This is a genomic window from Streptomyces sp. NPDC094032 (assembly GCF_040303965.1).
Classification (GTDB): domain Bacteria; phylum Actinomycetota; class Actinomycetes; order Streptomycetales; family Streptomycetaceae; genus Streptomyces.
In genome coordinates, this window is record NZ_JBEOUE010000017.1 from 49,467 (window position 1) to 67,567 (window position 18,101).

Sequence of the window (18,101 nt, forward strand, 5' to 3'; positions counted from 1 at the left end):
CGCGCGGACGCGGGAGGGCCCCGCACGCCGTCGTGCGGGGCCCTCTCCTCCGTATCCGTACGGCTAGAAGCCCGCGGGCTCCGTGTAGATGCCCCACTCCTCGCGCAGCACGTCGCAGATCTCGCCGAGCGTGGCCTCGGCCCGTACCGCGTCCAGCATCGGGCCGATCATGTTGGAGCCGTCCCGGGCCGCGGCCAGCATCGCGTCCAGGCAGGCGGTGACCTTCGCGTCGTCGCGGCGGCCCTTGCGCTCGCCGAGGACCCGCACCTGCTCCCACTCGACCTCGTGGCTGACCCGCAGGATCTCCAGGTCGCCGGTGACCGAGCCGTGGTGCACGTTGACGCCGACGACCCGCTTCTCGCCCTTCTCCAGGGACTGCTGGTAGCGGAAGGCCGACTCGGCGATCTCGCCGGTGAACCAGCCGTCCTCGATGCCGCGCAGGATGCCGGAGGTGATCGGACCGATCGGGTGCCTGCCGTCCGGGTGGGCGCGCAGACCGCGCTCCTTGATCTGGTCGAAGATCTTCTCGGCGTCGGCCTCGATCCGGTCGGTGAGCTGCTCGACGTACCAGGAGCCGCCCAGCGGGTCGGCCACGTTGGCCACGCCGGTCTCCTCCATGAGCACCTGCTGGGTGCGCAGGGCGATCTCGGCGGCCTGCTCGCTGGGCAGCGCGAGGGTCTCGTCGAGGGCGTTGGTGTGCAGCGAGTTGGTGCCGCCGAGCACGGCGGACAGGGCCTCGACGGCCGTGCGCACCACGTTGTTGTACGGCTGCTGCGCGGTGAGCGAGACACCGGCGGTCTGGGTGTGGAAGCGGAGCCACTGCGCCTTGTCGGTCTTGGCCCCGTACACCTCCTTCATCCAGCGGGCCCAGATCCGGCGGGCCGCGCGGAACTTCGCGATCTCCTCGAAGAAGTCGAGGTGCGCGTCGAAGAAGAAGGACAGGCCGGGCGCGAAGACATCGACGTCCAGGCCGCGGGAGAGGCCGAGCTCGACGTAGCCGAAGCCGTCGGCGAGGGTGTACGCGAGCTCCTGCGCGGCCGTCGCCCCGGCCTCGCGGATGTGGTAGCCGGAGACCGAGAGCGGCTTGTACGCGGGGATGCCGGCGGCGCAGTGCTCCATGAGGTCGCCGATCAGGCGCAGGTGCGGCTCGGGCTGGAAGAGCCACTCCTTCTGCGCGATGTACTCCTTGAAGATGTCGGTCTGGAGCGTCCCGTTGAGGACGGCCGGGTCGACGCCCTGGCGCTCGGCGGCGACCAGGTACATGCAGAAGACCGGGACGGCCGGTCCTGAGATCGTCATCGAGGTGGTGACGTCGCCGAGCGGGATGTCCTTGAACAGGACCTCCATGTCGGCGGCGGAGTCGATGGCGACGCCGCAGTGGCCGACCTCGCCCAGGGAGCGGGGGTCGTCGGAGTCGCGGCCCATCAGGGTCGGCATGTCGAAGGCGACCGAGAGGCCGCCGCCGCCGGCGGCCAGGATCATCTTGTAGCGCTCGTTGGTCTGCTCCGCGTTGCCGAAGCCGGCGAACTGGCGGATGGTCCAGGTCCGGCCGCGGTAGCCGGTCGGGTGCAGCCCTCGGGTGAAGGGGTACTCACCGGGCCAGCCGATGCGCTCGAACCCCTCGTAGGTGTCCCCGGGGCGCGGGCCGTAGACCGGCTCCACGGCGTCGCCGGAGAGCGTGGTGAAGTCGGCGTCGCGCTTGCGGGCCTTGTCGTAACGGGCCTGCCAGCGACGGCGGCCTTCCTCGATGGCGTCAGCGTCCATGGTTCGAATTTACTAGGACGTCCTAGTAAATGTCGATGGGAAACCCCCGCACATCCGTGCGGGGGTGAGGTGGACCCGGGATCAGGCCTTGACGGTCACGGGGTCCGCCGCGTCCGCGATCAGCGCGCGCGCCTCGCGGGTGATCTTCGGCTCGACGAAGAACGAGGCGAAGGGGATGCAGCCGGCGGCCAGCACCCACACCAGCTTGCCGAGCGGCCACTTCGCCTTGGAGCCCAGGTCGAAGGCGAACAGCACGTAGATGATGAAGAGCACGCCGTGGATCTGCGAGATCAGCATGGTGTCGCCGACCTTGAACACGTACTTGGCGATGATCGCGCCCGTGAAGACGAGGAGCCAGATCGCGGTGGCGTAGGCCATCACCCGGTAGCGGGTCAGCACATTCTCTTTCATGCCGTCGAGCGTAACGGCACGATCCGGGCGATCTTCCGCCGGGTCCCCGGCGGCTCAGCCCTCGTCGAAGTCGTGCGCCGCGACCCGCAGCGGGCGCAGCATCGCGAAGATCTCGGCGCACTCCTCCGAGTCGTACGCCCCGAGTCCGAAGTCCATCTCCATCAGGTCCCGGGTGGCGGCCTCGACCACCTCGCGGCCCTTCTCGGTGATGGTGGCGAGGGTGCCGCGGCCGTCGTTCGGGTTGGGGCGCTTGGCGACCAGGCCCGACTTCACCAGGCGGTCCACCGTGTTCGTCACGGAGGTGGGGTGCACCATGAGCCGCTCGCCGATCTTGGACATCGGCAGCTCGCCCGCCTTGGAGAAGGTGAGCAGCACCAGCGCCTCGTACCGCGCGAAGGTCAGTCCGTACGGCTTGACCACCGCGTCCACCTCGGCCAGCAGGATCTGGTGGGCGCGCATGATCGAGGTGATCGCGGCCATCGAGGGGACCGGACCCCAGCGCCGCTGCCAGAGTTCGTCGGCGCGGGCGATGGGGTCGAAGGGGAGACTGAGCGGCTTGGGCACGCGTCGACCTTACCCACTGGTCATATGACGGTCAGCCGCGTCTCGCCTTTCGGTCGCCCGCACCTCCAGGACGAGCCCGAGCACGCACAGCGTGGCGAGCACGCCGGTGCCCGCGACGACGGTGTGGACGGACGTGAACTCGGCGGCGAGCCCCGCGCCCGCCATGCCGAGGCCCTGCACGGTCATCATGCCCGCGGTCATCAGGGTCATCGCCCGGCCGCGCTGCTCCTCGGGCACGGCGGCGACGAACCAGGCGTCCAGTCCGAGGCTGTACGCGCCCGCCGCCCCGGCCAGGAAGAGCGCGGCGGCCGCGAGGGCGAGGCCGGGGCGCAGCGCGTACACGAGGAAGGGCAGGAAGCCGGTCAGGAGGAGCGGGTGCACGATCCGCGCGCGGGTGGCGGCGCTGAGGGCGGAGCCTGCGAAGAGCTCACCCAGGATCGTGCCGGCGGGTACGGCGCACATGAGGAGGCCGAGGGCGGCGGTGGAGACGCCGATCTCGTCGGCGTAGGGGGCGGCGAGGGCCTCGGGCACGACGAAGAAGAGCGGGGGGACCCAGAAGAGCAGCATGAGCGCCCGGATCCGCCGGTCGCGCAGGATGCCCCAGGTGGCCCCGATGCCCTCGCGCCGCTCGGGGGCGCGGGCGGGGCGGCGGGCGGTGCCGAGGCGCAGCAGCAGGGCGGAGGCGAGGAAGGTGGCGGCGGTGACGGCGATGGCGCCGCGCGGGGTGAGCACGGTGAGCAGCAGTCCGCCGACGCCGAACCCGGTGAGCAGGGCGCTCTGGGAGACGATCCGGAGCAGGGAGCGGCCGAGGACGAAGAGGTCGCCCTCGCCGAGGATGTCGGCGAGGGTCGCGATGCGGGTGCCGTTGAAGACGGGGGCGACGGCGGCGACGGCGCAGCGCAGGGCGAGCAGGGCGGCGACGGGGGTGGTCGGCAGGACCATGAGCGCGACGCAGCCGGCGCAGACGAGGTCGCAGACGACGAGGACGCGGCGGGGCGGGAAGCGGTCGGCGACGCCGGCGAGGAGGGTGCCGCCGAGGAGGTAGGGCAGGAAGCCGAGGGCGAAGGTGAGGGAGGAGAGCAGCGGGGAGCGGGTGAGGTCGTAGACGAGCACGGTGAGCGCGAGTTCGCTGACGACGACGCCGAGGAGGGAGAAGAGATGGGCGACGAAGACGAAGCGGAACTCGCGTACGGCGAAGACGGCGGCGTATCCGGGCGAGGCGGGGGCGGCGGGCGCGGGCTCCGGCGCGGGGGCGGGCTCGGGCGCCGGGGCAGGGGTGTGCGCGGGGGCCGCCGCGGGCGCCCCGGTGTCGTTCGTGGGCATGGGAGGAGCGTGCGGGCGGTCGGGCCCTGGCCCTAGACTTTCGGGCCCAGCCGAATCTTCCGGGCCGGAGGCGCGCCCATGCCGTACCACCTGCACTTCGGCGAGGCCGATCCGTTGCGTATCCGGTTCGCGATCTCGCCGCTGTGGGAGACGCACTGCGCGGTGCGGGTGCTTGCCCGGCCGCGGCAGCAGGGGTACCACCTGCCGTGGCTGCGGCGGATCGCGGAGGCGGCGGCGGGGGTGGATCTGGGGCCGCTGCATCTCTTGATGCCGCTGCGCGGGCACAGTCCCGACTTCCTCTATCCGCCGCCGATCGGGACGGCCACGCCGTTCGAGCGGGAGATCGCGGCGGTACGGGAGACCGACCCGGCGCTCGCCCTGGACGACTTCCGGCGCGCGCTCGCGGAGACGCCCGGCGCGGCGGCCACGGAGGAGGGGCGGCGGATGCTGGCGGATCCCGCCGGGTCGCTTGAGCGGCTGGCCGATCTCCTTGAGCGGGCCTGGGAGGCGCTGGTCGAGCCGGAGTGGCCGCGGTTGCGGGCGCTGTTGGAGGCGGATGTGGCGTACCACTCGCGGCGGCTGGCCGAGGGGGGTCTGGAGCGGCTGCTCGCGGAGCTGCATCCGGCCTTCGACTGGGCGGAGGAGACCGCGACGCTGACGGTGGACTACCACGGCGAGCATGTGCGGGCCCTGGACGGGCAGGGTCTGGTGCTGCTGCCCTCGGTGTTCACCTGGCCGGACGTGGTGAGCGGCTTCGATCCGCCGTGGCAGCCGACGGTGGCGTATCCGGCACGGGGCATCGGCGGCCTGTGGACGGAGGCCCGGGACCGGACGCCGGAGGCGCTGGCGCGGCTGCTCGGACGGGCGCGGGCGGACGTGCTGTGCGCCCTGGAGGAGCCGGCCGGGACGACGGCGCTGGCGCACCGGCTGGCGCTCGCGCCCTCGTCGGTGTCGGCGCATCTGTCGGTGCTGCGGGCGGCCGGGCTGCTGGTCTCGCGGCGCTACGGGCATCAGGTGCTGTACGAGCGGACGCCGTTGGGGATCGCGCTGGCGGTGTCGCAGCCGGACGGCGACTGACCGTTATGTGAGGATGACCCCGGTCTGTTCCGTAACCCCTCCCGTATCCCGACCCTGGGGGCCGGATGTCCCGTCGCTCCGTCACCGTCACCGTCGCCGCTCTCGCCCTCGTCGCCGCGCTGCCGCTCTCCGGCTGCGGGCGCGGTGAGGCGCCCGTCGCTCCCGTCGGGCCGCCCTCCTCGCGCGGCGAGGCGGCGCCCCCGACGGGCGGCTCGCCGTTCTGGGTGGACCCGGAGAGCGACGCGGCCCGGCAGGTGCGGCAGTACGAGGCGCAGGGGCGGGCGGAGGACGCCCGGCTGCTCAAGCGGATCTCGGAGCGGCCGGTCGCCGACTGGCCGGCCGGCGACGATCCCGTACCGGATGTGGCGAAGGCGGTGCGGGGCGCGGCGCCCGGGCTGCGGACGGTGCTCTTCGTCGCGTACAACATCCCGCACCGCGACTGCGGCCTGTACTCGGCGGGCGGGGCGCACGACGCCGCCGCGTACCGGCGCTGGGTGGACGCCTTCGCCGCCGCCATCGGCGACGCCCCGGCGGTCGTGGTCCTGGAGCCGGACGCGGTGCCGCACATCGTGGACGGCTGCACCCCGGCGGAGTACCACGAGGAGCGGCTCCGGCTGCTCGCGGAGGCGGTCCAGCGCTTCAAGCGGCAGCCGCGGACCCGGGTCTATCTGGACGCGGGCAATCCGGCCTGGATCGAGCGGCCGGACAAGCTGGTGGAGCCGTTGCGGCGGGCGGGGGTCGCGCGGGCCGACGGTTTCGCGCTGAACGTGTCCAACTTCCAGACCAACGACGTGGTCCGGGGCTTCGGCGCCGGGCTCTCCCGGCTGCTCGGCGGCACCCATTTCACCGTGGACACCAGCCGCAACGGGGCCGGCCCGCTGCCGGGCGACCGGCCGGAGGGCTGGTGCAACCCGCCGGGCCGTTCGCTGGGGGTGCCGCCGACCGACCGGACCGGGGACGAGCTGGTCGACGCCTATCTGTGGATCAAGCGGCCCGGCGACTCGGACGGCCCCTGCCGGGGCGGCCCGGCCGCCGGTACCTGGTGGCCCGACTACGCGCTGGGGCTCGCCCGGCGCGCGAAGGCCTGAGCCCGCTCCGTACGCGCGAAGGCCTCAGCCCTCCCCCACCCGGATCCACCTCGCCTCGGACGGGATCCCGTCCCGGTCGGTGACGAAGACCATGTACCAGCCGGGCGGGACCAGGGTGCGGTCGGCGGGGACCTGGACGGTGACGGCCGACCCGTCCGGCGCCTTGGTCAGGCCCAGTTCGACCGAGCGCTGTTCGACGTCGGTGGTGTGGGTGACGGCGCTGGGCCGCATCAGCCGGGCCCTGGCGATCCGGGCGGCGTCCTTGGTACGGAACGTCACGCGCCCGTTCCGGTCGGGCGCGCCCGGGCCCTCGCCGAGGACCGGCCGGTCGGCGCCGCCCCGGTGCAGGGCGGGCGGGGTGAAGACCTCGATGCGCTGTTCGAAGGTGCCCAGCTTGGTGTTGTCGGTGTCGTCGAAGAGCGGGTCGGAGCCGAAGGTGGCGACCCGGCCGTCGGGCAGCAGCAGCGCCTCGGAGTGATAGTTGCGGCCGACGGTGGGTTCGGCGGCGGCGGTGAAGGCGTTGGTCCTCGGGTCGTAGAACTGGGCCCGGAGGATGTCGCTGCCGCTGCGGCCCCGGTAGTCGCCGGAGCCGCCGCTGGTGAAGACGGTGTCGTCGGGCATGAGCACGCTGCTGAGGTAGCGGGTGCCCTGGGGCAGGGCGGGTCCGTCGCGGAAGACCGGGCCCTCCTTCGACAGGTCGACGATCGAGGTGCGGGCGGTGGCGGCGGGCGACTCGCCGACCCCGCCGCCGCCGAGGACCATCACCCGCTGGTCCTGCGCGGGCGGCAGCAGGAGGGAGGAGGAGGTCTCCAGCTGGTCCGGGTCGGTGAGGCCGCCCAGCTTGGTGAAGGAGTTCTTCCTCAGGTCCCACAGGCCCGGCTCGCGGCCCTTGTCGGCGGGGCCGTAACCGGCGTTGGAGCCGGTGTAGAGCAGCTTGCCGCCCTTGGTGAGGAAGAGCGAGGGGTAGGTGGGGAAGTAGCGGAAGGGGCCCTTGGACCACTTCTTGGTCGCGGGGTCGTAGATCTCGTTGTCGCCGGGGACGACGTCGCCGACGTCGTTGAGCCCGGAGACGGCGAGGACCTTGCCGTCGGCGAGGGTGACCAGGGTCGGGTACCAGCGGGCGTCCTTCATGGGCGCCACCGGGACGTACCGCTCGGCCCCGGGGTCGAACTCGTAGGCGGCCCTGATGCCCTGGAAGTCCTGCTTCTCGGTGGTGAGCCGCTGGGCGAGGCCGTAGACGTTGTCGGCGTCCTCGCCCTTGAGCCCGACGACCTCGTACTGCGCGGCCTCCGTGGTCAGGGCCTGCGGGCCCTCCTCCACGGCCTCCACGAAGACCCGTGCCTCGGCCGCGGTGACCTTGGTCTTCCAGGGCTTCATCTGGCCGGACGCGAAGTACGAGATCTCGAACGCGCGCGTGGCCTTGGGGACGGTGACATCGGTCTTGGAGACGTACTCGACCCCGGAGGGCGAGCGGAAGAGGGTGCCCTTCTTCAGGGTGACGGCCCGGTCGGGGCTCTCGTTCTTGACCCGCATGCCGCCGCCGGCCTTCTTGACCTCGCCGTCGAGGATCTCGTAGCGGGCGGTGCCGCCGGCGACGAGCAGCCGCCCGTCTGGGAGCGCGGTGTGACCGGAGCAGAAGAAGTCCTCGGGGGTGGGGATCTTCTTGAAGGTGTTCCTCACCGGGTCCCAGAGGACGGTCTCGAAGGTGCCGGCGTCGAACTTCTTCTGGTTGTTGCCGGAGCCCGCGATCAGCAGCACCTTGCCGGTGTGCAGCAGGGCCGCGTGGATGGCGTTGACGCGGTACGCGTCGGGGACCGGGACCACCGACCAGGAGCCGAACTCCCGCTGGTAGCCCGGCTGGGCGATCTTGTAGGCGTGGTACTTCTCGGTGGCGAAGGAGAGCGCCGCCGGGGCGTTGAGCGCCGCCAGGACGAGGACGGCGCCGCTGCCGAGCAGGGCCTTCCTGAACTGCTTGGACGGCCGGTAGGCCATGGCTCAGTTCCCTCCGGTCGTCGTGGGCGCGGCGGTGGTGGGCGCGGGCGGCACCGGGGCGGTGACGAGGCCGACGCCCTCGGCGGCGGCCCTGCCGCGGGCGACGACCCGGGCCCTGGCCCGGCTGCGGACCCGCAGGCTGCGCCGCCGGCGCAGGGCGGTGCCGCTCCAGACCGCGAGCGGCGCGAGGCTGATGACGAGGGCGAGGACCGCCCAGGTGCGCATGGCCGCGTGGGTGTGGCCGTAGCGCGCGGAGGCCACCAGGGAGGCGAGGAGGACGGCCGCCCAGAAGAGGTGGATACGGAAGGTGAAGATCCGGTCTTGGCTGGCCTCGCCGCCCTTGGGGGTGACGACGAAGCGGCCCCGGGTGCGCAGCACGGCGGAGCCGAGGGACTTCAGGTAGACGGGCGCGGAGAGCGCGGACATCGCCATGCCGGCGAGGCCGCCGGAGCCCTCGGGTTCGTGGGGTGAGACGTTGTGCCGCCGGTTCCACAGGTAGAGGCCGATCTGGAGGGCGACGGCGTCGCTGTAGATCATCAGCCAGACCGCGGAGGAGACCTGGGTGCCGGAGGCACCGAGCCAGAGGAAGAGGACGCAACTGAGGATGCCCAGAAGCCAGTTGACGGCGGTCATCGGGTAGTAGACGAGCATCAGCGTGTAGTGGAGGAGGCGGCCGGGCGGGGTGCGGAAGGGTGCCTTCCAGTACTGCTTGAGCAGCGTCTCGTAGGTGCCGCGCGACCAGCGCACCTGCTGGGTGAAGAAGTCGGTCCAGGAGGCGGGCCCGTCGCCGACCGCGAGGACGTCGGGGGTGTAGACGGAGCGCCAGAAGTGTCCGGTCCGGGGGTTCCGGTGGCGGTGCAGCTCGAAGCCGGTGGCCATGTCCTCGGTGATCGAGTCGTACAGGCCGCCGATCTGGCGGAGGGCGGCGATCCGCACGATGTTGTTGGTGCCGACGAACATGGGCGCGCGGTAGCGGTTGCCGGCCCGCTGGACGAGCGCGTGGAAGAGGAACTGCTGGGACTCGGCGGCCTTGGTGACGGCGGAGGTGTAGTTGCCGTACACCTGCGGGCCGACGACGAAGGCGACGTCGGGGTCGCGGAAGTAGCCGAGCATCCGCTCCAGGAAGTTCGGCAGGGGCACGTGGTCGGTGTCGACGGAGGCGAAGAACTCGTAGGCGTCGCCGTGCCGGGCGAGCCAGGCGTTGTAGTTGCCGTGCTTGGTGCGGGCCCGGTGGACGCCCTTCCTACGGTTCCACTCCGGGACTCCGGCGCGGGTGAAGTGGCGGACGCCGAGCTCCTCGCAGAGGGCCTTGGCCCCGGGGTCGTCGCCCTCGTCCAGCAGCCATATGTCGAGCGGCCCTGCGTGCGTCAGGCGGACCGCGCCTTCGAGGGTGGCGCGGACCATGGAGAGCGGTTCCTTGCCGGGGACGTACGTGGTGAGGAAGGCGACCCGGGTGCCCTTCTCGGGGTGCACGGGTATCGGGTCGCGGGCGACGAGGGTGGCGTGGGCGATCGACACGACGTTGACCAGCATGAAGAAGCAGATGAGCCCGATCGACACGAGCATCACGGTGTCGTACGGGACGCGCCAGCGGTCGTCGCCCTCGCGGACGGTCCAGTGGCTCGGCCAGACCAGATAGGCCAGGAGCAGCGCCGAGAGCAGGGGCGCGAGCCCCATGAGGAGGACGGCGCGTATGCGGTGCGGCTCCTTCGACAGCAGGCTGCGGTACTGGACCGTGTAGGCGGCCGGTTCCGGTTCCGGTTCCGTGAGGGGACCGGCGAGTCGGCTGTAGGTGTCGTAGTCGTAGCCTCCCGGACGCACGGCGCCTCCAGCTGTCGTCGAACGGGTCGATATCCCCACAAGAAGGGACATCCATCGGCGTGTCGACTGGAATCGGCCGAGCGAGGGTTTCTACGGAATGTCACTCCGTCGGCGCAACGCGTAGCGAACGGCCTTCTGTGCGACGGGGCCGAGCTCGTCGAGCGCGGCCATCAGGCCACCCAGTTGGTCCAGCGCGTCGAGGGCGGCTCCGGCACCGTCCGGATCGACCCCCTCGTACAGCTCCATGCCCACGAAGGAGGCGGCCACGGCGCGGGCGAGCCCGGCCGGGTCGACCAGGCCGTCGACCGGGCCGCCGGCCAGCACCCGCCGCAGCACCCCCTCGATCTCCTCGATCCACAGGTCGAGCCCGGCCGCCGTCGCGGGCGCGAGCCGCGCGTGGGTCTGCGCCCCGGCGAGCAGCTGCCCGAGCACGGCGACGTGCCCGGCCGCCCGCTCCTCGGCGTGCATCTCCCGCCCGAACGCGAGGAGTTCGGAGAGGCTGCACACCGCGCGCAGCCGCTCGCGGTGCCGGGCGACCCGCTGCTCGGCACCCCGGCGGCAGGCCGCGGCGAGGAGCTCGTCGACCGAGCCGAAGTGGTAGAAGATCAGCGCCTGGTTGACGCCGGCGGCGGCCGCGACCGAGCGCGCCGAGGTCTTGGCGATCCCCTGCTCGACGAGCGTGCGCAGCGCCCCGTCGAGCAGCCGCTCCCGGGTGTCCTCCGCGCTCACGCCCGCACCTCCTCGCGCACCGGCCGCAGCCCGGCCCGCACCCCGCGCTCGCGCACCGGCGCGTACTCGGCCGCGAACGACCCCTCGTACCCGAACAGCGGGCCGACGTAGCGGTTGACGACCCGGACCCGGATGCGGAAGCGGCCGGTGCTCTCGTCGAAGGACTCGCGCACCTCGGCGTCGCCGCCGATGAGGTGCGGCACCCGCAGGTCCACCGGGCCCTCGCGGAAGCGGTGTTCACCGGAGCGGATGAGCAGCGAGCCGTCGGGCTCGGCGGACAGGCGCAGTTCGCTGGCGAGGTGCTGATGGGTGCCGAGGTAGTCGAGCACGCAGCCGGGTCCGGGGCCGAGCACCATCGTGGCGTCGAAGCGGCGCGGCCCGCCGGGCAGGTCGAAGGTCCGCACGAAGGTGACGGTCTCGCGCCCGTACGAGTCGAGGTACGGCACGTTCTCGATGGTGAAGGGGACGTCCCGCCCAGTGCGCGGCACCAGGATGTTGCGCGTCCCGCCGAGCGCGAGGAACGGGCGCAGCAGCGGCCGGGTCACCCCCCGCCCGTGCCAGATCCGCTCCATGACGCCCCGCCCGACGCACAGTTCACCGCTGTCGAGCCCGACGGAGAAACGCCGGCGCAGCTCGGGTTGCAGCCGCCCGAAGGCCGCCTCCCCCATGGCCGTACGGAAGATTGAGCTCACGACGCCTCCAGGGTGGCGAGGAGCCGCGGCGCACGGCTCCGGGACGGCGCGGTCCGCAGACAGCGGCGGGCGGCGGGCGTACGCGGGGACGGCGGTACGAGCAGGGCGGCGGCGAGCCCGAGGACGGCGAGGGGCAGGGCGCCCGCGACGGCCGGGACGGCCACGAGCAGGATCCGGGCGGCGGTCTCGGCCAGCCAGTGGGCCCGCGCCCGCTCCGGGCTCACCCCCCGCTCGCACCACAGCCGCAGCCGGTCGAAGGACCAGGCGGTGGCCCAGCCCATCAGCGGCCGGAAGAGCAGCCGGTCGGCGACCCGCCCGAAACGGCCCCAGCGCGGCCGGTAGTCGTAGCCGGTGAGGAAACGCACGCTGCCGTCCGCCTCCGGCAGATAGCGCCAGTATCCACTTCCCTCGGTGAGCAGGGACAGCGGATGCGGCGAGGAGAAGCGCAGGGCGGAGACCCGGTCGCCGCCGGCCCGGTGGCGCTCCCCCGCGGAGACACCGGTGCCGGCGACGACCAGGAAGGGCAGCACGCGCGTGGCGTACCGGAACCGTCGCGGCTCCCCCTCGGCGCCCGGCAGGTACGCGATCTCGGTGAACCGCAGGTCCCACCGCTGATGCCGCCCCGGATCCTGGGTCCGCTCCCAGAGCGTCTCCAGATCGGTGCGCACCCGCGCCTCGACGTAGAGCCCCATGGCCCCTCCCCCTGGTCGAGCGCCGCTTTGAGCGACCGCTCAAGAAGGACAGTAACGAGTTTTGAGCACTCGCTCAAGACCGTTCAGGATGCGGACACGACAAAGCCCCCGACCCTTCTCAGGACCGGGGGCTCTGGCGTGCCTACGGGGCGGGGTCAGGCCCCGAGATGCCGCTCGACCGTCTCGACCTTGGCGGTCAGGCCGTCCGTGACACCGGGCCGGATGTCCGCCTTCAGGACGACCGAGACACGCGGCGCCCGCGCCTCCACGGCGGCGACGGCGCGCTTCACGACGTCCATCACCTCGTCCCACTCACCCTCGATGGAGGTGAACATCGCGTCGGTGCGGTTGGGCAGCCCGGACTCGCGGACGACCCGGACGGCGTCGGCGACGTACTCGCCGACCTCCTCGCCCACACCGAGGGGCGTCACGGAGAAGGCGACGATCACGACGCCTCCACCACGCTCTCGCGGCGGGCGCGGGAGGCGAGGACGGCGTCCGCCTCGTAGCGCTTGAGGATCTTGTCGCCGTACAGGCCGCCGAACGGCAGCAGCGCGAGGACGAAGAAGAGGGCGACCCGCTTGAACGGCCACTTGGCCTTGTTCCACACGTCGAGGAGCAGGACGGCGTAGATCACGAACAGCACGCCGTGGAGGATGCCGAGCGGCATCATCAGGAAGTCGATGTCCGAGACCCGGCTGAGCAGCGAGCCGAAGATCAGCAGGGCGGGAAAGGACAGCCCCTCCGGTACGGAGATGAGGCGCAGCCGGTGCAGGGCGGTGGCGGTCTTGATGTCCACGGGGTCACCTTCGGGAAGAATCGCGGGCGATCTTGTGAATCGGCGCACAAGCGTCGGTCCATTGTGCACGGGTACTTTGCTGTCCCTTTAGGCGGGGGCCCAGTACCTTCACTGCCGTGGCAACGTTCCGACTCCAAGGCAGCAAAGTGCTCGCCGTGTCCATGACCGGCGACGCCGTGAAGGCGAAGAACGGCTCGATGGTCGCCTACGACGGCCAGATGGCGTTCAAGAAGATGTCCGGCGGCGGTGAGGGCCTGCGCGGCATGGTGACCCGTCGGCTCACCGGCGAGCAGATGGAGGTGATGGAGGTCAGGGGACAGGGCACCTGCTGGTTCGCCGACCGGGCCTCCGAGATCAACCTCGTCCAGCTGCACGGCGACAAGCTGTACGTCGAGTCCAGCAACCTCCTGTGCGCCGACGCCGGACTGCGCACCGGCACCACCTTCACCGGCCTGCGCGGCGGGGCGACCGGCAACGGTCTGTTCACGACGACCGTCGAGGGCACCGGCCAGGCCGCGATCATGTCCGACGGCCCGGCGGTCGTGCTCCGCGTCACCCCGCAGTACCCGCTGAACGTCGACCCCGGCGCGTACATCGCCCACCAGGGCAACCTCCAGCAGCACCTCCAGTCGGGCGTGACCTTCCGCACCCTGATGGGCGAGGGCGGCGGCGAGGCCTTCCAGATCCGCTTCGAGGGCGACGGTCTCGTGTACGTGCAGCCCAGCGAGCGGAACACGATCGGGGGCGACGTCTGATGCCGTTCCGCGAGATCAACTCCAAGATGGTCGAGGCCACGGTGATCCCGGGCCAGCGGCTCTTCAGCCAGCGCGGCGCGATGCTCGCGTACCGCGGCGACGTCACTTTCACGCCGAACATGACGGGCGGCCAGGGTGGCCTGATGTCGATGATCGGCCGCCGGGTGGCCGGCGAGGCGACCCCGCTGATGACGGTGGAGGGCAGCGGCACGGTGATGTTCGGCCACGGCGGCCACCACATCCAGCTCATCGGCCTCACCGGCGACACCCTGTACGTGGAGGCCGACCGGCTCCTCGCCTTCGACGGCACGCTGGAGCAGGGCACGATGTTCCTGGGCTCCCAGGGCGGCGTCATGGGCATGGTCCGCGGCCAGGTCACCGGCCAGGGCCTGTTCACCACCACCCTGCGCGGCCACGGCTCGGTCGCGGTCATGGCCCACGGCGGCGTCATCGAACTCCCCATCACCCCCGGCCGCCCGGTCCACGTCGACCCCCAGGCCTACGTCGCCCACCACGGCGACATCCGCAACAAGCTGTCCACCGCCCTTGGCTGGCGCGACATGGTCGGCCGCGGCTCGGGCGAGGCCTTCCAGCTGGAGCTGAGCGGAAGCGGCGCGGTGTACGTACAGGCCTCGGAGGAGAAGCTGTGAGCACCCTTTCGTCCGGCGGACCCACCGTCCTCGACCCGCACTCCCTGCCCTCCGACGACAACGTCAACGCGTACACCTTCTGCGTGGAGCTCAAGGGCTCCCAGTGGTTCCTGCAGAAGGGCAAGATGATCGCCTACTACGGGCGCATCGAGTTCAACGGCATCGGCCACGGGCGGCTCGACCGGCTGGTCCGCACCTCCTTCCACTCGCCGCTGCACGCGAGCGACTGGGTGGTGGCCGAGGGCAGCGGCAAGATGCTGCTCGCCGACCGCGCCTTCGACGTGAACTCGTACGACCTCGACGAGGGCAACCTGACGATCCGTTCGGGCAATCTGCTCGCCTACCAGCCGACGCTGGCGCTCAAGCAGTCGATCGTGCCCGGCTTCGTCACCCTCATCGGCACCGGCAAGTTCGTCGCCGCCTCCAACGGCCCCGTGGTCTTCATGGAGCCCCCGCTCCGCGTCGACCCGCAGGCCCTGGTCGGCTGGGCCGACTGCCCCTCCCCGTGCCACCATTACGACCACGGCTACATGACCGGCGTGATGGGCGGCGTACGGGCCCTGACGGGCCTGGGCGGCACCTCGGGCGAGGAGCACCAGTTCGAGTTCGTCGGCGCGGGCACGGTGCTGCTCCAGTCGACGGAGCTCCTCATGCCGGAACGCGCCATCGGCGAGCCGGGCGCCCAGCCGGGCGTCCCGGGCGGCCACGCACCCGGTTCCGGCCAGGGCCCCCTCGGCCAGGTACCGCGCCTTCCCGGACAGCTCGGAGACCTCCAGCGTCGCTTCGGCCTGTGAGCGGTAGTCTGCGGAGTGTGACGTCCTCGAACGTCTGCGCCCGTCGGCCGGGGCTCGGGGGCCGGGTCCGGGTGCTCGGCGTCACACCTTCCCATTTCGTCAAGTTTTCAACTTCTTAGGTAGAATCCATATATGGAGACCGAGACGGCCACCCCCTGGCTCACCGACGGCGAGCAGTGCGCCTGGCGCACCTATCTCGACGTCAACAGGATGCTGACGTACCAGATGGAGAAGGACCTCCAGCCCTTCGGCCTGACCATGAACGACTACGAGATCCTGGTGAATCTGTCCGAGTCGGCGGACCGGCGGCTGCGGATGAGCGACCTGGCCACGGCGACGCTCCAGTCCAAGAGCCGGCTCTCGCACCAGATCACCCGGATGGAGAACGCCGGTCTCGTGCGGCGCGAGAACTGCGAGTCGGACCGGCGCGGGCTGTACGCGGTGCTCACCGACCACGGCATGGAGACCATGCGCAAGGTGGCGCCGCACCACGTGGAGTCCGTGCGCAAGCACTTCATCGACCTGCTGAGCTCCGCCGCGCTGACCGACCTCCACGAGTCGCTCAAGCCCGTCGCGGAGCAGCTGCGGGGGCGGAGAGGCAAGCCGTAGGACCCCGTACGCGTACGGGAAGGGCCCGGCACCTGTCCACCAGGTGCCGGGCCCTTCCCGTATGCGTCCCAGGCCCGCTCAGCGGCCCGTCAGGCTCGCGATCAGCTCGTCGGAGGCCGCGTACGGGTCGAGCTCGCCGGCCGTGATCCGCTCCGCGACGGCGTCGAGGCGCCGGTCGCCGTGCAGGTCGCCGATGCGCTCGCGCAGGGCCGTGATGGTGATGGTCTCGACCTCGCGCGCCGCGCGGGTCCGGCGGCGGTCGGCCAGGACGCCGTGCTCCTCCATCCAGGCGCGGTGCTTCTCCAGCGCCTCCACGACCTCGTCGATGCCCTGCCCCCGCGCGGCGACGGTCTTGACGATCGGGGGGCGCCAGTCGCCGGGCCCGCGGGCCTCGCCGAGGCCCAGCATGTGGTTCAGCTCGCGCGCGGTGGCGTCGGCGCCGTCCCGGTCGGCCTTGTTGACCACATAGATATCGCCGATCTCCAGGATGCCCGCCTTGGCCGCCTGGATCCCGTCGCCCATGCCCGGCGCGAGCAGCACCACGGAGGTGTCGGCCTGGGAGGCGATCTCCACCTCCGACTGGCCGACGCCGACGGTCTCCACGAGGATCACGTCGCAGCCGGCCGCGTCGAGCACCCGGATCGCCTGCGGGGCGGACCAGGCGAGGCCGCCCAGGTGCCCGCGGGTGGCCATGGAGCGGATGTAGACGCCCGGGTCGGAGGCGTGCTCCGACATCCGCACCCGGTCGCCCAGGAGCGCGCCGCCGCTGAACGGCGAGGACGGGTCGACGGCCAGGACGCCGACCCGCTTGCCCGCCCTGCGGTACGCGGAGACCAGGGCCGAGGTCGAGGTCGACTTGCCGACGCCGGGCGAGCCGGTCAGGCCCACCACGTACGCGTTGCCCGTGAGCGGCGCGAGCGCCGCCATGACCTCGCGCAGCTGCGGGGACGCCCCCTCCACGAGCGAGATCAGCCGGGCCACGGCGCGCGGCCGGCCCTCCCGTGCCTGGGCGACCAGAGCGGGGACGTCCACCATCAGCGGTGCTCCTTGCGTGGGTGACTTACTTGCCGGGGACCTTCACGATCAGGGCGTCGCCCTGGCCGCCGCCGCCGCACAGCGCGGCCGCGCCGACACCGCCGCCGCGCCGCTTGAGCTCCAGGGCCAGGTGCAGCACCACCCGGGCGCCGGACATGCCGATGGGGTGGCCGAGCGCGATGGCGCCGCCGTTGACGTTCACCTTTTCGGAGGTGACGCCGAGGTCCTTCATTGACTGGTGGGCGACCGCGGCGAAGGCCTCGTTGATCTCGATGAGGTCCAGGTCGGCGACCTCCAGGCCCTCCTTCTTGAGGGCGTGGAGGATGGCGTTGGACGGCTGCGACTGGAGCGAGTTGTCCGGGCCCGCCACATTGCCGTGGGCGCCGATCTCGGCGATCCACTCCAGGCCCAGCTCCTCGGCCTTGGCCTTGCTCATGACGACCACGGCGGCGGCGCCGTCGGAGATCTGCGAGGAGGTGCCGGCGGTGATGGTGCCGTCCTTGGCGAAGGCCGGGCGCAGCTTGCCGAGGGACTCGGCGGTGGTCTCGGCGCGGATGCCCTCGTCCTGCGAGAAGACGACCGGCTCGCCCTTGCGCTGCGGGATCTCGACCGGGGTGATCTCGGCCTCGAAGACGCCGTTCTTCTGGGCGGCGGCGGCGCGCTGGTGCGACAGCGCGGCGATCTCGTCCTGGACGTCGCGCGCGATGCCCAGGCGGGTGTTGTGCTTCTCGGTGGACTCGCCCATCGCGATGTTCTCGAAGGCGTCGGTCAGACCGTCGTACGCCATGGCGTCGAGCATCTCGATGGCGCCGTACTTGTAGCCCTCGCGGGACTTGGGCAGCAGGTGCGGGGCGTTGGTCATCGACTCCTGGCCGCCGGCGACGACGATGTCGAACTCGCCCGCGCGGATCAGCTGGTCGGCGAGCGCGATGGCGTCGAGACCGGAGAGACACACCTTGTTGATGGTGAGGGCCGGCACGTTCATCGGGATGCCGGCCTTGACGGCGGCCTGGCGGGCGGGGATCTGCCCGGCGCCCGCCTGGAGCACCTGGCCCATGATCACGTACTGCACCTGGTCGCCGCCGATGCCCGCGCGGTCCAGGGCGGCCTTGATCGCGAAACCGCCGAGGTCGGCGCCCGAGAAGGACTTGAGCGAGCCGAGCAGGCGACCCATGGGCGTGCGGGCGCCCGCGACGATCACTGAGGTGGTACCGGTCGTTCCAGACATGAGGCACAGCCCCTTGGGATGAGGAGTGAACGAGGGTTTACCGCCAATGTACTGAGAGGCGCGGCGCCCGGTCACCGG

Annotated in this window: 19 protein-coding genes; 6 read left to right on the forward strand and 13 right to left on the reverse strand. The window is 71.9% G+C overall.

Translation table 11 applies throughout. From position 1 onward, the window contains the following. Positions 1 to 63: 63 nt before the first annotated feature. The 4 genes from icmA to ABTZ54_RS23195 all read right to left on the reverse strand — a co-directional run bounded on the left by icmA (position 64) and on the right by ABTZ54_RS23195 (position 4,062). Positions 64 to 1,764, reverse strand: coding sequence for a coenzyme B12-dependent isobutyryl-CoA mutase large subunit (gene icmA, locus ABTZ54_RS23180; RefSeq protein WP_351666246.1), 1,701 nt, complete (start codon positions 1,762 to 1,764; stop codon positions 64 to 66). Between the two features lie 81 nt (positions 1,765 to 1,845). Further along, positions 1,846 to 2,175: a DUF3817 domain-containing protein gene (locus ABTZ54_RS23185; protein WP_351666248.1), complete on the reverse strand. Its 330-nt coding sequence runs from the start codon at positions 2,173 to 2,175 to the stop codon at positions 1,846 to 1,848. Positions 2,176 to 2,229: 54 nt separating this feature from the next. After that, complete coding sequence (locus ABTZ54_RS23190) at positions 2,230 to 2,739, reverse strand: MarR family winged helix-turn-helix transcriptional regulator (protein WP_351666250.1); 510 nt, start codon at positions 2,737 to 2,739, stop codon at positions 2,230 to 2,232. Between the two features lie 9 nt (positions 2,740 to 2,748). Continuing rightward, positions 2,749 to 4,062 carry an MFS transporter gene (locus tag ABTZ54_RS23195; protein ID WP_351666252.1) on the reverse strand — a complete coding sequence of 438 codons (1,314 nt, stop codon included), beginning with the start codon at positions 4,060 to 4,062 and terminating at the stop codon, positions 2,749 to 2,751. Positions 4,063 to 4,140: 78 nt separating this feature from the next. On the opposite strand from ABTZ54_RS23195, the gene ABTZ54_RS23200 reads away from it, so the two are divergent. Beyond that, positions 4,141 to 5,139, forward strand: a complete 999-nt coding sequence (locus ABTZ54_RS23200; protein ID WP_351666254.1) for an ArsR/SmtB family transcription factor — start codon at positions 4,141 to 4,143, stop codon at positions 5,137 to 5,139. Positions 5,140 to 5,204: 65 nt separating this feature from the next. Beyond that, the gene (locus ABTZ54_RS23205) at positions 5,205 to 6,227 is read left to right on the forward strand and encodes a glycoside hydrolase family 6 protein (protein ID WP_351666264.1); all 1,023 of its coding nucleotides are present in this window, start codon (positions 5,205 to 5,207) and stop codon (positions 6,225 to 6,227) included. Between the two features lie 24 nt (positions 6,228 to 6,251). Here ABTZ54_RS23205 and glxA read toward each other — a convergent pair whose 3' ends face one another. The 7 genes from glxA to ABTZ54_RS23240 all read right to left on the reverse strand — a co-directional run bounded on the left by glxA (position 6,252) and on the right by ABTZ54_RS23240 (position 12,952). Then, positions 6,252 to 8,219, reverse strand: coding sequence for a radical copper oxidase GlxA (gene glxA / locus ABTZ54_RS23210; protein ID WP_351666266.1), 1,968 nt, complete (start codon positions 8,217 to 8,219; stop codon positions 6,252 to 6,254). A gap of 3 nt (positions 8,220 to 8,222) precedes the next feature. After that, a complete protein-coding gene (locus ABTZ54_RS23215) occupies positions 8,223 to 10,040 on the reverse strand; it encodes a glycosyltransferase family 2 protein (protein WP_351666268.1) in 1,818 nt (605 codons plus the stop codon). Positions 10,041 to 10,130: 90 nt separating this feature from the next. Beyond that, complete coding sequence (locus ABTZ54_RS23220; RefSeq protein ID WP_351666270.1) at positions 10,131 to 10,769, reverse strand: TetR/AcrR family transcriptional regulator; 639 nt, start codon at positions 10,767 to 10,769, stop codon at positions 10,131 to 10,133. Continuing rightward, complete coding sequence (locus tag ABTZ54_RS23225) at positions 10,766 to 11,461, reverse strand: DUF4166 domain-containing protein (protein ID WP_351666272.1); 696 nt, start codon at positions 11,459 to 11,461, stop codon at positions 10,766 to 10,768. The genes ABTZ54_RS23220 and ABTZ54_RS23225 overlap by 4 nt, the downstream gene beginning before the upstream one ends. Continuing rightward, the gene (locus tag ABTZ54_RS23230; protein ID WP_351666274.1) at positions 11,458 to 12,153 is read right to left on the reverse strand and encodes a hypothetical protein; all 696 of its coding nucleotides are present in this window, start codon (positions 12,151 to 12,153) and stop codon (positions 11,458 to 11,460) included. Before ABTZ54_RS23230 ends, ABTZ54_RS23225 begins: the two co-directional genes overlap by 4 nt. Before the next feature lie 155 nt (positions 12,154 to 12,308). Then, on the reverse strand, positions 12,309 to 12,602 hold the full coding sequence (locus ABTZ54_RS23235; RefSeq protein ID WP_043219759.1) for an MTH1187 family thiamine-binding protein: 294 nt from the start codon (positions 12,600 to 12,602) through the stop codon (positions 12,309 to 12,311). Continuing rightward, positions 12,599 to 12,952: a DUF3817 domain-containing protein gene (locus ABTZ54_RS23240; protein WP_351666276.1), complete on the reverse strand. Its 354-nt coding sequence runs from the start codon at positions 12,950 to 12,952 to the stop codon at positions 12,599 to 12,601. The genes ABTZ54_RS23235 and ABTZ54_RS23240 overlap by 4 nt, the downstream gene beginning before the upstream one ends. Positions 12,953 to 13,068: 116 nt before the next feature. Here ABTZ54_RS23240 and ABTZ54_RS23245 point away from each other — a divergent pair, with 116 nt between their 5' ends. The 4 genes from ABTZ54_RS23245 (at position 13,069) to ABTZ54_RS23260 (ending at position 15,760) form a co-directional block, all read left to right on the forward strand. Further along, positions 13,069 to 13,707, forward strand: coding sequence for an AIM24 family protein (locus ABTZ54_RS23245; protein WP_351666278.1), 639 nt, complete (start codon positions 13,069 to 13,071; stop codon positions 13,705 to 13,707). After that, positions 13,707 to 14,357 carry an AIM24 family protein gene (locus ABTZ54_RS23250; RefSeq protein WP_351666280.1) on the forward strand — a complete coding sequence of 217 codons (651 nt, stop codon included), beginning with the start codon at positions 13,707 to 13,709 and terminating at the stop codon, positions 14,355 to 14,357. Before ABTZ54_RS23245 ends, ABTZ54_RS23250 begins: the two co-directional genes overlap by 1 nt. Beyond that, positions 14,354 to 15,151 carry an AIM24 family protein gene (locus ABTZ54_RS23255; protein ID WP_351666282.1) on the forward strand — a complete coding sequence of 266 codons (798 nt, stop codon included), beginning with the start codon at positions 14,354 to 14,356 and terminating at the stop codon, positions 15,149 to 15,151. The genes ABTZ54_RS23250 and ABTZ54_RS23255 overlap by 4 nt, the downstream gene beginning before the upstream one ends. Positions 15,152 to 15,283: 132 nt before the next feature. After that, positions 15,284 to 15,760 (forward strand): MarR family winged helix-turn-helix transcriptional regulator, encoded by a 477-nt coding sequence (locus tag ABTZ54_RS23260; protein ID WP_351666284.1) that lies wholly within the window; start codon positions 15,284 to 15,286, stop codon positions 15,758 to 15,760. A gap of 78 nt (positions 15,761 to 15,838) precedes the next feature. Here the strand turns inward: ABTZ54_RS23260 and meaB are convergent, their stop codons facing one another. Beyond that, entirely contained in the window at positions 15,839 to 16,795 is a 957-nt protein-coding gene (gene meaB, locus ABTZ54_RS23265) for a methylmalonyl Co-A mutase-associated GTPase MeaB (RefSeq protein ID WP_351666286.1), read from the reverse strand. 25 nt (positions 16,796 to 16,820) lie between these two features. Next, entirely contained in the window at positions 16,821 to 18,023 is a 1,203-nt protein-coding gene (locus ABTZ54_RS23270) for an acetyl-CoA C-acetyltransferase (RefSeq protein ID WP_351666288.1), read from the reverse strand. Between the last annotated feature and the right edge of the window lie 78 nt (positions 18,024 to 18,101).

Coding starts and splice junctions, on each gene's coding strand:
- icmA (WP_351666246.1), bottom strand. CDS start 1,764: ATGGACGCTGACGCCATCGAGGAAGGCCGCCGTCGCTGGCAGGCCCGT.
- ABTZ54_RS23185 (WP_351666248.1), bottom strand. CDS start 2,175: ATGAAAGAGAATGTGCTGACCCGCTACCGGGTGATGGCCTACGCCACC.
- ABTZ54_RS23195 (WP_351666252.1), bottom strand. CDS start 4,062: ATGCCCACGAACGACACCGGGGCGCCCGCGGCGGCCCCCGCGCACACC.
- ABTZ54_RS23200 (WP_351666254.1), top strand. CDS start 4,141: ATGCCGTACCACCTGCACTTCGGCGAGGCCGATCCGTTGCGTATCCGG.
- ABTZ54_RS23205 (WP_351666264.1), top strand. CDS start 5,205: ATGTCCCGTCGCTCCGTCACCGTCACCGTCGCCGCTCTCGCCCTCGTC.
- glxA (WP_351666266.1), bottom strand. CDS start 8,219: ATGGCCTACCGGCCGTCCAAGCAGTTCAGGAAGGCCCTGCTCGGCAGC.
- ABTZ54_RS23230 (WP_351666274.1), bottom strand. CDS start 12,153: ATGGGGCTCTACGTCGAGGCGCGGGTGCGCACCGATCTGGAGACGCTC.
- ABTZ54_RS23250 (WP_351666280.1), top strand. CDS start 13,707: ATGCCGTTCCGCGAGATCAACTCCAAGATGGTCGAGGCCACGGTGATC.
- ABTZ54_RS23260 (WP_351666284.1), top strand. CDS start 15,284: ATGGAGACCGAGACGGCCACCCCCTGGCTCACCGACGGCGAGCAGTGC.
- meaB (WP_351666286.1), bottom strand. CDS start 16,795: ATGGTGGACGTCCCCGCTCTGGTCGCCCAGGCACGGGAGGGCCGGCCG.
- ABTZ54_RS23270 (WP_351666288.1), bottom strand. CDS start 18,023: ATGTCTGGAACGACCGGTACCACCTCAGTGATCGTCGCGGGCGCCCGC.